The organism is Leisingera sp. ANG1 (genome assembly GCF_000203975.2).
GTDB lineage: Bacteria > Pseudomonadota > Alphaproteobacteria > Rhodobacterales > Rhodobacteraceae > Leisingera.
The window spans coordinates 748282-761933 of the sequence record NZ_AFCF02000001.1 but is presented as its reverse complement, the minus strand read 5'-3'; the positions used below and the strand labels follow the sequence as shown (position 1 = coordinate 761933).

Sequence of the window (13652 nt, the reverse complement as noted above, 5' to 3'; positions counted from 1 at the left end):
GCTCCTGCTTGCCTGCCTAAATCTTGTTGACCGGGATCTTCAGGAACACGTCGCCCTGTTCATCCGGCTCCGGCATCTGGCCTGCGCGCATGTTGACTTGCAGCGACGGCAGGATCAGGCGCGGCATGCCCAGCGTTGCGTCACGGGCGTCGCGCATCTCGACAAACTCCTCGATGCTGCGGCCGGCCCCGATATGCACGTTCAGCGCCTTCTGCTCGCCCACCGTGGTCTCCCAGGCATAGTCATCCCGCCCAGGGGCCTTGTAGTCGTGGCCGACAAACACGCGGGTGCTGTCCGGCAGGGCCAGGATCTTCTGGATCGAGTTGTAGAGATCGGCAGAGGACCCCCCAGGAAAATCGCAACGGGCCGTGCCAAAGTCCGGCATGAACAGCGTATCGCCGACAAAGGCCGCATCGCCGATCACATAGGTGAGGCAGGCCGGCGTGTGGCCTGGCGTATGCAGCACCTCGCCGCGCATTTGCCCGATCATAAAGCTGTCGCCCTCGCGGAACAGCTTGTCGAATTGGCTGCCATCGCGCTGGAATTCAGTGCCTTCGTTGAACACTTTGCCAAAAGTGTCCTGAATCACCGTGATCTGGTCGCCGATACCGATCTTGCCGCCAAGCTGATCCTGTAAATAGGGCGCCGCGGACAGGTGATCGGCGTGGACATGGCTTTCCAGAATCCATTCGAGGCGCAGGTTTTCGGATTTAATCCAGTCAATGACTGCGTCCGCTGATGCAGTACAGGTGCGCCCCGCCGCCTGGTCGTAATCCAGGACCGAATCAATGATCGTGCAGGCGGACCCTTCGGGTTCGCGCACCACGTAGGAAACGGTATTGGTTGTTTCGTCGAAAAAGGCTTTGACGGCGGGGGTCATGAGGTGCTCTCCCTTGGGTTCGCAATTCATATAATGATTTAAGAATGTGTTTCAAGCCTGCCAGTTGGCGGGATTGAAAGGCTGCTGAATCATCACTTCCATCTGATTTAAGTCAAGGCGCCGGAATGCTGCGCTGCGGTAGGCTTTCTGCGCTGCCGGGAGGCCGCAAAAACCACCAGAGGACCGGTAAATCTGCGTAAATAAGCGGCAGCACGCTCAAATGGCTCGGGTATTCATATGCCTGTTGTGAAATACCGGGATAACCTCATCATGACACAGGGAGGACTGCTATGACACGTGAAGATCTGCTCAGCACCGTCGAGAGCCTGGAGACCCGGATCCGCAAGGAAAGCGGTGCTGCTAGGCTGGCCATGCGGCCGGAATTCATCCGTCTGCTGGACTACATGCGCAAGACTGGTGCCGAGGTTCCCGGCCGCCTGCGCCGTCTGGAAGCGACCCTGTGCGAAGAAGCAGTTGAGGAGATGTTCGACAACGTGCCGGTTTGAACACAAGCCAGGTGCGGGCGGCAGAGGGCGTCAGCCTAGGAAGATGCCCACCATTACCAGCATCAGCCCCAGCACGGACAGAAGCAGGGCGCCCAGATTGTAGGGCAGCACCGATTGCACCACGGCGCGCAGCGCCTCGTCGTCCAGTTTCTGGCGGCGGGCTTGTGCGACCTTGATGATGCACCAGATCAGCCCCAGCAGGCCGGCAACAGATACGGCGGCTCCGGTCCAGACGATCAAATCGAACATTTGGGTGCTCCTGCAGAGGTCTTGATGCGACGCGGCTAGCCGATCCGCATTGCACGTGCAAGCGTTTCAGCCCTGATCGCACGGGACCGTTGCCGCTTTTCGCCGCTCAGTGAGCCTCCGCCGCTTTCCCGTCTTGCGGCGCGGCGGGCAGGGCGCTATCCCCTTGCTCCGACAGCAACTGACAGCCTTTGCCGACGGAGCCGCAGATGGACATCACAGAAGACGAAAAGAGCGAAAACTACCGCGTGACCGCTGGCGAACTGCGCCAGTTCATTGAGCGGTTCGAGCGGCTCGACGAAGAGAAGAAAACCATTGCCGAGCAGCAGAAAGAGGTGATGGCCGAGGCCAAGGGCCGCGGCTATGACACCAAGGTGATGCGCAAGATCATCGCCCTGCGCAAGCGCGACGAGAACGACATCGCCGAAGAAGAGGCGGTGCTGGAAATGTATAAAGAAGCGCTCGGCATGTAAGCCGCGCTGCCACGTTGAAATGCCAAGCCGCGCAGGTCCCGGACCTGCGCGGCTTTTGTTTTTGCGGTGTTGGCTCTAAGAAATTTTAAGCTTGAAATAAATGCCGCGGCGGCGCTATGGTCGGCCCAGGCAATGATCAGCAAAGGAGTACCGCCATGCCGGCCATCAGCGTGCATCCCGAAGGGTGGAAGCCCGCAAAAGGCTATGCCAACGGCATGGTGGCAGAAGGCCGGCAGCTGTTCGTCGGCGGCCAGATCGGCTGGACCGCAGATCAGGTGTTCGAGGCGGAGGACTTCATCGGCCAGATGAACCAGGCCCTGCGCAACATCCTTGAGGTGGTTGAAACCGCGGGCGGCACTGCCGGGGATATCACCCGGCTCACTTGGTATGTGACGGACAAGGCGGAGTACTTGGCCCACCAGTCGGAGGTCGGGAAAGCCTACCGCGCGGTGATGGGCTATCACTTCCCGGCGATGACCATGGTGGTGGTCTCTGCCCTGGTTGAGGATGAGGCCAAAGTGGAAATCGAAGCCACCGCAGTTTTGCCGTCCTGACACCTGAGAAAGAGCGCGGGCAGGCGGCTGTTCAGTTCCTCACGGCTTTCTGGAAGCAGGATCATTTGCGCATTTTCCGGTCCTCAGCAGTGAGTTCTGTCTGCTTTTCCAAGCTGTCAGGCTGAATCTGGCCGAATACTGGTTGGGCAAAATGGCAATATTCCAATGTGTTGCAAGCCGCTCCTTCCTGGGCGGCAATTTTTTTGCCCGCGAAAAAATTTTACCAGTTGATAAAAAATCAGACTGTGGCACTCTGATATCAAGAACAACAGAAAATCAGGGAGACACCCAATGGCGACCAGCCATCAGGCATCCGGCATTCAGGCAGCGCGGCTTGACGCTGCCGGCATTGCCGAGAATTTCTCGGACCTGCATCCAGCCTATGACGCGCATGAAGCAGCCGTAGCGGCGGACCGCTGCTATTTCTGCTATGACGCGCCCTGCATGACGGCCTGTCCGACCAGCATCGACATTCCCCAGTTCATCCGGGAGATCCAGGCAGGCCACCCGGACAGCGCGGCCAAGACCATTCTGGAGCAGAACATCCTCGGCGGTATGTGCGCCCGGGTCTGCCCGACGGAAACCCTGTGTGAAGAGGTTTGCGTGCGCGAAACCGCCGAGGGCAAGCCGGTCGAGATTGGCCGCTTGCAGCGATATGCCACCGACACGCTGATGGAGAAGGGCGCGCATCCGTTCACCCGCGCGGCTACCACCGGCAAGAAGATCGCCGTGGTTGGCGCCGGCCCCGCGGGCCTGGCTGCTGCCCACCGGCTGGCGATGCTGGGCCACGACGTGGTGGTTTACGATGCCAAGACCAAGGCGGGCGGGCTCAACGAGTTTGGCATCGCGGCCTATAAATCCACCAATGACTTCGCCGCGCGCGAGGTCGACTGGCTGCTGCAAATCGGCGGCATTACAATGGATTACGGCAAGAAGCTGGGCGAGGAACTGTCGCTGGACGGGCTGACCTCCGGCTATGACGCGGTTTTTCTGTCGATCGGTCTGGCCGGCGTAAACGCTCTGCGTTCGCCGGGCGAGGACAAGGACGGCGTGCGCGACGCGGTGGAGTTCATTGCCGAGCTGCGCCAGGCCGAAGATCTGACCGCGCTGCCGGTGGGCCGCAATGTGGTGGTGATCGGCGGCGGCATGACCGCGGTAGACGCCGCGGTGCAGTCCAAGCTGCTGGGCGCCGAAAACGTCACCATCGCCTACCGTCGTGGCCGCGAGGACATGGGCGCCAGCCGCTTTGAACAGGATCTGGCAGCCTCCAAGGGTGTCAAGCTGATGTTCAACGTCATGCCCAAGGCGGTACTTGGCAATGGCGCAGCAGCTGAAATCGAATTGGAGTATACTGACGTCACCGACGGCAAGGTGTCCGGCACCGGCGAGACCGTGCGTTTGGCCGCGGATCAGGTGTTCAAGGCCATCGGCCAAACCTTGGAGGGCCAGCCGGATGCGCTGGAGCTTGAGGGGCGCAAGATCAAGGTCAGTGACACGGGCCGCACCTCGATGGCTGGTGTCTGGGCCGGGGGCGATTGCGCTTCTGGCGGCGAGGACCTGACCGTGACCGCCGTGGCCGAGGGCCGTGACGCTGCAATGGACATTCACTCCAGCCTGATGGGCTGAGCCAGCTCGGGAGCAGTTCCACTGCACCCAAGCTAGCCTTAAGAGGAGAGATCAAATGGCTGATCTGACAACAGAATTTCTGGGTATTAAATCCCCCAACCCGTTCTGGCTGGCCTCCGCGCCGCCGACCGACAAGGAATACAACGTCCGCCGCGCCTTCGAGGCCGGCTGGGGCGGCGTGGTCTGGAAAACGCTGGGTGCCGAAGGCCCGCCGGTGGTCAATGTGAACGGCCCGCGCTATGGCGCGATCTGGGGCGCCGACCGCCGTCTCTTGGGCCTCAACAATATCGAGCTGATCACCGACCGGCCGCTGCAGACCAACCTGGAGGAGATCACCCGGGTCAAGAAGGACTATCCGGACCGCGCCGTGATCGTCTCGATCATGGTGCCCTGCGAGGAGCAGGCCTGGAAAGACATTCTGCCGCAGGTGGAAGCCACCGGCGCTGACGGGATAGAGCTGAACTTCGGCTGCCCGCACGGCATGGCCGAGCGCGGCATGGGCTCCGCCGTGGGGCAGGTGCCGGAATACATCCAGATGGTCACCGAGTGGTGCAAGAAATACTACTCCAAGCCGGTGATCGTGAAGCTGACGCCGAATATCACTGACATCCGCAACCCGGCCCGAGCAGCAAATGCGGGCAATGCGGATGCGGTCAGCCTGATCAACACCATCAACTCCATCACTTCGGTGGACCTCGACAGCATGGCGCCGGAACCGACCATCGGCGGCAAGGGCACCCACGGCGGCTATTGCGGACCGGCGGTGAAGCCGATTGCGCTGAACATGGTCGCCGAAATCGCCCGCGACCCGCAGACCCACGGGTTGCCGATCTCTGCTATCGGCGGTGTCACCACCTGGCGCGACGCGGCTGAATTCATGGCACTGGGCGCGGGCAACGTGCAGGTCTGCACCGCCGCAATGACCTATGGCTTCAACGTGGTGAAGGAGATGATTTCCGGCCTGTCTACTTGGATGGACGAGAAGGGTTATACCTCCACCCAGGATTTCATCGGCATGGCGGTCCCGAATGTGACCGACTGGCAGTATCTGGACCTGAACTATGTGACCAAGGCGAAGATCAGCCAGGATGACTGCATCAAATGCGGCCGCTGCTATGCAGCGTGCGAGGACACTTCGCACCAAGCGATCGCGATGAGCGAGGACCGCGTGTTCACGGTGAAGGACGACGAATGCGTCGCCTGCAATCTCTGTGTGAACGTCTGCCCGGTCGAAAACTGCATCACAATGGTCGAGGTTCCCGCAGGCCAGATCGACGAGCGCACTGGTGAGGTGGTTTCAGGCGACTATGCGAACTGGACCACGCATCCGAATAATCCGTCGGCAACAGCTGCGGAATAACTGAAACGCGCCCAAGCGGGCGCGCGGTCTCCCCGTTGACTTTGCGCCCCGGCTTTTTGGCCGGGGCTTTTTTGTTGGATTTGGTTCCGGTGCAGGCAGCTAGGCTGGCCAGCGGAGTTGCTGCGGTCGGCTGCTTCAGCTTTTCGGCGTAAGCATACGACGGTACAGGGTTTCCAGGTACTGCGGCGCGGCGTCAAAAGGGTCTTCGTCCCCCATCAAGGTCCGTACCTGGGCGTCAAAATCCGCATAATGCTGGGTCAGCGACCAGATTGAAAACAACAGATGCTTGGGGTGTGCGCGGTTGATCCTGCCGGCATCCATCCATCCCTGCAGCAGCTGCGCCTTTTCCTCGACCAGCACATTAAGATCCGCCGCGATCACGTCATGCAGACGCGGCGCGCCCTGCACGATTTCATTGGCATAAAGCCGGCTTTCACGGGGGAAGTCGCGGCTCATCTGCAGCTTGCGCTGCACATAGGCGAGGATCTCCTCCAGTGGCTCCCCTTCCGGGTCCAGCGCCCTGAGAGGGTCCAGCCAGGTGTCCAGAAGCCCCGCCATCAGCTCATTGAAGATCGCTTCCTTGGAGGGAAAGTAATAAAGCAAGTTCGGCTTGCTGAGCCCTGCCGCCTTGGCGATCTGGTCCACGGTGGAGCCGCGGAAACCGTGGCTGGAAAAGACATCCAGCGCGGCCTCCAAGATAGCGGCGCGATTCTTTTTCTGAATGCGGGTAGGCGCGCGGTCTGCGGGCATGTCCGTCCTTGTCTGATTTTGCCGCAGCCGCCAGCGGAAGCGCGGAATTTCACCTATTTCCGGCAAAAGCACCGATTTTTTCAAGAGCCACGCGGCAATTTCTTGACTGGTGGTGAACCCGTGATAGCGTGAGTTTGACCAGTTGGTCAAATCAAAGACAGGGGCACAATCCTCAGCTTTGATGGGACCGGCACTCAAAGCCACCTAACACGGCGCCAAGCCGGAAAGCCTGCAAAGATGGGCGCACAGGGAAGGAAGCTCTTGATGACGTCGCTTGGACAGAATCTGAAAATTGACGGGGACAGGCTGTGGGACAGCCTGATGGAGATGGCCAAGATCGGCCCCGGCGTTGCGGGCGGCAACAACCGCCAGACGCTGACCGATGAAGATGGCGAGGGCCGCGCGCTTTTCCAGAAATGGTGCGAGGCCGCGGGCTGTACCATGGGGCTCGATCAGATGGGCAACATGTTTGCGGTGCGCGCGGGCACCGACCCGGATGCGCTGCCGGTTTATGTTGGTTCGCATCTGGATACCCAGCCGACCGGCGGCAAATACGATGGAGTGCTGGGGGTGCTGGCGGGGCTGGAGCTGATCCGCTCGCTCAACGACATGAACATCAAGACCAAGCACCCGATTGTGGCCACCAACTTCACCAACGAGGAAGGCACCCGCTATGCGCCGGCCATGCTGTCATCGGGCGTGTTTGCCGGCGTGCACACCCAGGATTGGGCCTATGAGCGTGAGGACGCCGAGGGAAAGAAATTCGGCGATGAGCTGAAGCGCATCGGATGGCGCGGCGAGGAGGAGACCGGCGCCCGCAAGATGCACGCGTTCTTTGAGCTGCACATCGAGCAGGGCCCGATCCTGGAGGCGGAAGGCAAGGACATCGGCGTGGTGACCCACGGCCAGGGCCTCAGCTGGACGCAGGTGACGATCACCGGCAAGGACGCCCATACCGGTTCTACCCCGATGCCCATGCGCCGCAATGCTGGCCTGGCGATGGCGCGGGTACTGGAAGCGGTAGACGAGATCGCCTGGAGTCACGCGCCCCATGCCGTGGGGGCCGCGGGCCACATCGACGTCTACCCGAACTCGCGCAACGTGATCCCGGGCAAGGTGGTCTTCACCGTCGATTTCCGCAGCCCGGAACTGGACGTGATCACCGACATGGAAAACCGTCTGCGCGAAAAGGGCACCCAGATTGCCGAGACGATGGGAGTGGAAATCGAATTCGAAAAGGTAGGCGGCTTTGACCCCGTGGCCTTTGACGAGGGCTGTGTCAGCGCGGTGCGCAGTGCGGCAGACCGGCTGGGCTATTCCCATCTCAATATCATTTCTGGCGCGGGTCACGACGCCTGCTGGATCAACCGGGTGGCGCCGACCGCGATGGTGATGTGCCCCTGTGTCGATGGCCTTAGCCACAACGAGGCTGAGGAGATCAGCAAGGATTGGGCCGAGGCTGGCGCCAACGTGCTGTTCCACGCGGTGGTCGAGACAGCGGAGATCGTTGAGTAGGGGGCGCTGCCCCCGCGGCCTTTTGGGCCGCTCCCCCGGAGTACTTCGGGAAAGATGAAATAAGCTGCGAAAGACAGCAACGAGACAAATGGAGGCGTTAAAATGCGCCCCGATTCAGGGAGTTGTAACCATGAGTAAAGTCATCCGGAACGGCACCATCGTGACCGCCGATCTGACCTATAAGGCCGATGTGCTGATCGAGAACGGGGTGATCACCCAGATCGGCCCGAACCTGAAAGGCGATGAAGAACTGGACGCCTCCGGCTGTTATGTGATGCCGGGCGGGATCGATCCCCATACGCATTTGGAGATGCCCTTTATGGGCACCTACAGCTCGGATGATTTCGAGAGCGGCACCCGCGCAGGCCTGGCGGGCGGCACCACCATGGTTGTGGACTTTGCTCTGCCCAACCCGGGTGAGAGCCTGCTGGACGCTCTGAAGCGCTGGGACAATAAATCCACCCGCGCCAACTGCGATTATTCCTTCCATATGGCTGTCACCTGGTGGGGGGAGCAGGTCTTTGACGACATCAAGACCGTGATTCAAGAACGGGGCATCAACACCTTCAAGCACTTCATGGCCTACAAGGGCGCGCTGATGGTGAATGACGACGAGCTTTATGCGTCGTTCCAGCGGCTGGCGGAACTGGGCGGCATCGCCATGGTGCATGCTGAAAACGGCGATGTGGTGGCAGAACTGTCCGCTAAGCTCTTGGCACAAGGCAATAATGGACCCGAGGCGCATGCCTATTCCCGGCCGCCGCAGGTGGAGGGTGAAGCGACCAACCGGGCCATTATGATCGCCGACATGGCGGGCGTACCGCTTTATGTTGTGCATACCTCCTGCGAGGACAGCCACGAGGCCATCCGCCGCGCCCGCATGCAGGGCAAGCGGGTCTGGGGCGAGCCGCTGATCCAGCATCTGACCCTGGATGAGAGCGAATACTTCAACAAGGATTGGGACCACGCCGCCCGCCGGGTGATGTCGCCCCCGTTCCGTAATAAACAGCATCAGGACAGCCTCTGGGCCGGTCTGCAGTCCGGCTCGTTGTCGGTGGTGGCGACGGACCATTGCGCCTTTACCACCGAACAGAAGCGCACGGGCGTTGGCGATTTCACCAAGATCCCGAATGGCACCGGCGGCCTGGAGGACCGGATGCCGATGCTGTGGACCCACGGTGTGGAAACCGGCCGCTTGACCCCGAACGAGTTTGTTGCGGTTACGTCAACAAACATCGCCAAGATCCTGAATTGTTATCCGAAAAAGGGGGCGGTTCTGGTGGGCGCCGATGCCGATCTGGTGGTCTGGGACCCGGAAAAGCGCAAGACGATTTCCGCCGCCAGCCAGCAGTCCGCGATCGACTACAACGTGTTCGAGGGGCACGAGGTGAAGGGCCTGCCGCGCTTTACCCTGACCCGCGGCCATGTGGCGGTGCATGATGGCGAAATCCGCTGCCAGGAAGGCCATGGCAAGTTCGTTTCCCGGGAGCCCAACACCACGGTGAACAAGGCGCTGTCGACCTGGAAAGAGTTGACCGCGCCGCGCCCGGTGGAACGCACCGGCATCCCGGCAACAGGCGTGTAAATCAGGAGCGGGCTGCCGGTAACGGCGGCCCGTTTTCCTGTGTGAAATCAAGGCGAAGATATGAATATGGAACCGACCACCCAGGCAATCCGACCCGAGGCCGCCGCTTCCGCACCAGCCCCCGCGAACTGTGTGATCGAGGCCCGGAACCTGGACCTGACCTTCCAGACCAACGATGGCCCGGTGCACGCGCTGAAAGATGTCAGCCTGGAGATCAACAAGGGCGACTTTGTCTCCTTCATCGGCCCGTCCGGCTGCGGCAAGACCACGTTTCTGCGCTGTATTGCGGCGCTGGAAACGCCGACCGGCGGCAGCCTGTCCGTGAATGGCATGACCCCGGATGAGGCGCGTCGTAACCGGGCTTATGGCTATGTGTTTCAGGCGGCTGGGCTTTACCCCTGGCGCACCATCGCCAAGAACATCAAGCTGCCGCTGGAGATCATGGGATACTCCAAGGCGGAGCAGGAAAAACGCGTTAACCAAGTCCTGGAACTTGTTGAATTGTCAGGCTTCGGCGGTAAGTTTCCGTGGCAGCTGTCCGGCGGTATGCAGCAGCGCGCCTCCATCGCGCGGGCGCTCGCGTTTGACGCTGACATCCTGTTGATGGATGAACCTTTCGGGGCGCTGGACGAGATCGTGCGCGACCACCTGAATGAGCAGCTCTTGAAGCTCTGGGCGCGGACCAACAAGACCATCGGCTTTGTCACCCACTCGATTCCCGAGGCGGTGTATCTGTCCACCAAGATCGTGGTAATGTCGCCGCGTCCCGGCCGCATCCACGACGTGATCGACAGCACATTGCCCAAGGAACGGCCGCTGGATATCCGCGACAGCCCGGAGTTTATCGAGATCGCCCACCGGGTGCGCGAGGGGCTGCGGGCGGGGCATGGCGATGACTGACTTTGCCAGCTGGACCCGCCGGAATTGGGGGGTGACAACTGTGCACCCCCTGTACACCCCCTGTGCACCGGGCGGCTGCCGATCAGGGAGGGCGGGGTCATGAAAAGCCTTGTTGCCGTCCTTACCGTGCTCGCCGCGATCATCGCCTTCTGGTATGCGGCCTGCGTGCCGATGAACATCAAGGGCGTGCTGGACCAGGTGGAGCGGGCAGGGGTTGAAGTCACCCCCGCCACCGCTAAGGAGCGCCGGGACAGGGGTGAGATCGGGCTGGTGGCGCAGAACACATTTGCCATCGGCGACACCTGGGTGCAGGAGCGCCCGCGGCTGCCGGCACCGCATCAGGTGGCGGTTGAGCTGTGGGAGACCACGGTGGAGAAGAAAATCACCTCCAAGCGCAGCCTGATCTATCACGCGCAGGTGACGCTGAGCGCCACGCTGCTGGGCTTTGCCATCGGTACCGGCCTTGGCATTTTGCTGGCGGTGGGCATCGTGCACAGCAGGGTGATGGATATGTCGGTGATGCCCTGGGCGATTGTCAGCCAGACCATCCCGATCATCGCGCTGGCGCCGATGATCATCGTGGTGCTCTATTCCATCGGGGTGCAGGGGATCATCCCCAAGGCGGTGATTTCAGCTTACCTGAGCTTCTTCCCGGTGGTTGTCGGCATGGTGAAGGGGCTTCGGGCGCCGGATGCGATGCAGCTGGATCTGCTGAAAACCTACAACGCCAACACGAACCAGGGGTTCTGGAAGCTGCGGCTGCCGTCCTCCATGCCATACCTCTTTGCCTCGCTGAAGATCGGCATCGCCGCCTCGCTGGTCGGGGCCATCGTGGGTGAGCTGCCGACCGGTGCGGTTGCGGGTCTTGGCGCGCGGCTGCTGGCGGGCAGCTACTACGGGCAGACCGTGCAGATCTGGTCGGCGCTGTTTGCCGCGGCGATCCTGGCGGCGGCGCTGGTGGCGCTTCTGGGCCTGATCGAGAAGGTTGTCTTGAACCGGATGGGGGTGCGGGCATGATACTGGTGATCCTTGCAATCCTTGTCTGGTGTCTGGGCTGGTGGCTGAACAGCCGGCTGGCGAACAGCCCGGCCTCGAAGACCCGGGCGGTGCAACTGCTGGTGCCTGCCATCTTCGGCATCACCGTGCTGGTGGTCTGGGAACTGCTGGTCAGGGGGCTGGCGGTGTCGCTGGTGATCCTGCCAGCGCCCACGGTGATTGCGGCGCGCTTTGCCTCCAGCCTGCCGATCCTGTGGGAGGACTTTGCCCAGACTATCCTGAAGGGCGCGCTTGGCGGTTACCTGATCGGCTGCGGCGCGGCGTTTCTGACTGCGATTCTGGTGGACCGCAGCGATTTCCTGCGCCGCGGGCTGCTGCCGGTCGGGAACTTCGTGGCGGCGCTGCCGATTGTCGGCACCGCGCCGATCCTGGTGATGTGGTTCGGCTTTGACTGGCACTCCAAGGCCGCGGTCGTCGTCGTCATGGTGTTCTTCCCGATGCTGGTGAACACCGTGGCGGGGCTGCGCGAGACCTCGGCCATGCAACGGGATCTGATGCAAACCTATGCGGCCACTTATTGGCAGGCGTTTTTCAAGCTGCGGCTGCCGGCGGCGCTGCCGTTTGTGTTCAACGGGCTCAAGATCTCAACCACGCTGGCGCTGATCGGCGCGATTGTGGCGGAGTTCTTTGGTTCGCCCACCGTCGGCATGGGGTTCCGCATTTCCACCAGCGTCGGCCAGCTGGCGCTGGATATGGTCTGGGCGGAGATCGTGGTGGCGGCGCTGGCGGGATCGGCCTTCTACGGGCTGGTGGCGCTGATCGAGAAGAGCTTTACCTTCTGGCACCCATCACAGCGGGGCTGAAAGTTGAACCGTCCCGCCGGCTGCGGGGCGGTTTTTGCGGAAATCTTGCGCGGGGTGCTGTCAAAGGCCGGCCTCATAAAGAAAAAACTTTGAACGAATGGTCAAACCCGGGCAAGCTTCACATCATAATCAATAGGGAGAACGAGACATGAAACATCTGATGACGGCGGCAGCGCTGATGATGGGGGCCGCGGGGGCGGCGCAGGCGGCGGATGACGTGACGCTGCAGCTGAAGTGGGTGACCCAGGCGCAGTTCGCGGGCTATTATGTGGCGCTGGACAAGGGGTTCTATGAGGAAGAGGATCTGAATGTCACCATCCTGCCGGGCGGCCCGGATATCGCGCCGACCCAGGTGATTGCCGGCGGCGGCGCCGATGTGACGGTGGAATGGATGCCTGCCGCTCTGGCCGCTCGGGAAAAGGGCCTGCCGCTTGTCAATATCGCCCAGCCGTTCAAATCCTCCGGCATGATGCTGACTTGCTGGAAAGACACCGGCATAGCTGAACCCGCCGATTTGGCCAACCGCACCCTGGGTGTCTGGTTCTTCGGCAATGAGTTCCCTTTCATGAGCTGGATGAGCCAGCTGGGCATCTCCACCGAGGGTAAGAGCGAAAACGGCGTGGAAGTCTTGAAGCAGGGTTTCAACGTCGATCCGCTGCTGCAGCGGCAGGCGGATTGCATCTCGACCATGACCTATAACGAATACTGGCAGGTGATCGATGCGGGTGTGTCGCCGGATGAGCTGATCACCTTCAAGTATGAGGACCAGGGCGTGGCGACGCTGGAAGATGGTCTGTATGTGCTGGAGGAGAACCTGAGCGATGAGGCCTTTGCCGGCAAGATGGAGCGGTTTGTGCGCGCGTCGATGAAGGGCTGGAAATACGCCGAGGAAAACCCGGACGAAGCGGCGGAGATCGTGCTGGACAATGACGCCTCCGGTGCCCAGACCGAGACCCACCAGAAGCGTATGATGGGTGAGATTGCCAAGCTGACTGCGGGCAGCAATGGCGCGCTGGACGAAGCGGACTACCAGCGCACCGTGTCGACCCTGATGGGCGGCGGCTCTGATCCGGTGATCACCAAGGAGCCGGAAGGCGCCTGGACCCATGCCATCACTGATGCGGCGCTGAAGTAAGGCTTCGGACCAGCAACAAGCCTTGCAGCCCCGCCGGATCCTGTCCGGCGGGGTTTTGCGTGAAATGTCCGAGGATTGGTTAAAATTGCAACAAAATTCCGGCCTGAAGGAAAAACATCCGCAGGTTGTTTAAATTTGTGTTAACCTTCCCTTATGGGAGAGGTGTGCGGACATATCTCTGAACGGCATGAACCTGCTGGCAATGGGCCGCAGCATTTATGCCTTTGCTCTCAGGCGGAAGTTGCCGAATGCCGGTCAAGGTA

Annotated in this window: 14 protein-coding genes; 11 read left to right on the top strand and 3 right to left on the bottom strand. The window is 61.3% G+C overall.

The features are described 5' to 3' along the window. Positions 1–16: 16 nt before the first annotated feature. A complete protein-coding gene (locus GC1_RS03745) occupies positions 17–880 on the bottom strand; it encodes an MBL fold metallo-hydrolase (RefSeq protein WP_019295859.1) in 864 nt (287 codons plus the stop codon). 290 nt (positions 881–1170) lie between these two features. On the opposite strand from GC1_RS03745, the gene GC1_RS03740 reads away from it, so the two are divergent. Then, entirely contained in the window at positions 1171–1386 is a 216-nt protein-coding gene (locus GC1_RS03740) for a hypothetical protein (RefSeq protein ID WP_019295860.1), read from the top strand. Positions 1387–1416: 30 nt separating this feature from the next. Here GC1_RS03740 and GC1_RS03735 read toward each other — a convergent pair whose 3' ends face one another. After that, entirely contained in the window at positions 1417–1635 is a 219-nt protein-coding gene (locus GC1_RS03735) for a hypothetical protein (RefSeq protein ID WP_019295861.1), read from the bottom strand. A 206-nt stretch (positions 1636–1841) separates the two neighbouring features. Here GC1_RS03735 and GC1_RS03730 point away from each other — a divergent pair, with 206 nt between their 5' ends. From GC1_RS03730 to preA, 4 genes are all read left to right on the top strand, one after another. Further along, complete coding sequence (locus tag GC1_RS03730; protein ID WP_008553759.1) at positions 1842–2105, top strand: DUF2312 domain-containing protein; 264 nt, start codon at positions 1842–1844, stop codon at positions 2103–2105. Between the two features lie 155 nt (positions 2106–2260). Then, positions 2261–2659 carry a RidA family protein gene (locus tag GC1_RS03725; RefSeq protein WP_019295862.1) on the top strand — a complete coding sequence of 133 codons (399 nt, stop codon included), beginning with the start codon at positions 2261–2263 and terminating at the stop codon, positions 2657–2659. 291 nt (positions 2660–2950) lie between these two features. After that, positions 2951–4285, top strand: coding sequence for an NAD(P)-dependent oxidoreductase (locus tag GC1_RS03720; RefSeq protein WP_019295863.1), 1335 nt, complete (start codon positions 2951–2953; stop codon positions 4283–4285). Between the two features lie 55 nt (positions 4286–4340). After that, positions 4341–5645, top strand: a complete 1305-nt coding sequence (preA, locus tag GC1_RS03715) for an NAD-dependent dihydropyrimidine dehydrogenase subunit PreA (RefSeq protein ID WP_019295864.1) — start codon at positions 4341–4343, stop codon at positions 5643–5645. A 135-nt stretch (positions 5646–5780) separates the two neighbouring features. Here preA and GC1_RS03710 read toward each other — a convergent pair whose 3' ends face one another. Next, positions 5781–6395 carry a TetR family transcriptional regulator C-terminal domain-containing protein gene (locus GC1_RS03710; RefSeq protein ID WP_029204781.1) on the bottom strand — a complete coding sequence of 205 codons (615 nt, stop codon included), beginning with the start codon at positions 6393–6395 and terminating at the stop codon, positions 5781–5783. Positions 6396–6659: 264 nt separating this feature from the next. On the opposite strand from GC1_RS03710, the gene GC1_RS03705 reads away from it, so the two are divergent. From GC1_RS03705 to GC1_RS03680, 6 genes are all read left to right on the top strand, one after another. Next, entirely contained in the window at positions 6660–7910 is a 1251-nt protein-coding gene (locus tag GC1_RS03705) for a Zn-dependent hydrolase (protein ID WP_019295866.1), read from the top strand. Positions 7911–8040: 130 nt separating this feature from the next. Beyond that, positions 8041–9495: a dihydropyrimidinase gene (gene hydA, locus GC1_RS03700; protein WP_019295867.1), complete on the top strand. Its 1455-nt coding sequence runs from the start codon at positions 8041–8043 to the stop codon at positions 9493–9495. A gap of 60 nt (positions 9496–9555) precedes the next feature. Then, positions 9556–10395 carry an ABC transporter ATP-binding protein gene (locus GC1_RS03695; RefSeq protein WP_019295868.1) on the top strand — a complete coding sequence of 280 codons (840 nt, stop codon included), beginning with the start codon at positions 9556–9558 and terminating at the stop codon, positions 10393–10395. A 99-nt stretch (positions 10396–10494) separates the two neighbouring features. Then, the gene (locus GC1_RS03690) at positions 10495–11412 is read left to right on the top strand and encodes an ABC transporter permease (protein WP_019295869.1); all 918 of its coding nucleotides are present in this window, start codon (positions 10495–10497) and stop codon (positions 11410–11412) included. Further along, entirely contained in the window at positions 11409–12254 is an 846-nt protein-coding gene (locus tag GC1_RS03685) for an ABC transporter permease (protein ID WP_019295870.1), read from the top strand. Before GC1_RS03690 ends, GC1_RS03685 begins: the two co-directional genes overlap by 4 nt. Before the next feature lie 148 nt (positions 12255–12402). Further along, positions 12403–13389: an ABC transporter substrate-binding protein gene (locus GC1_RS03680; protein ID WP_019295871.1), complete on the top strand. Its 987-nt coding sequence runs from the start codon at positions 12403–12405 to the stop codon at positions 13387–13389. The last annotated feature ends 263 nt before the right edge of the window (positions 13390–13652 follow it).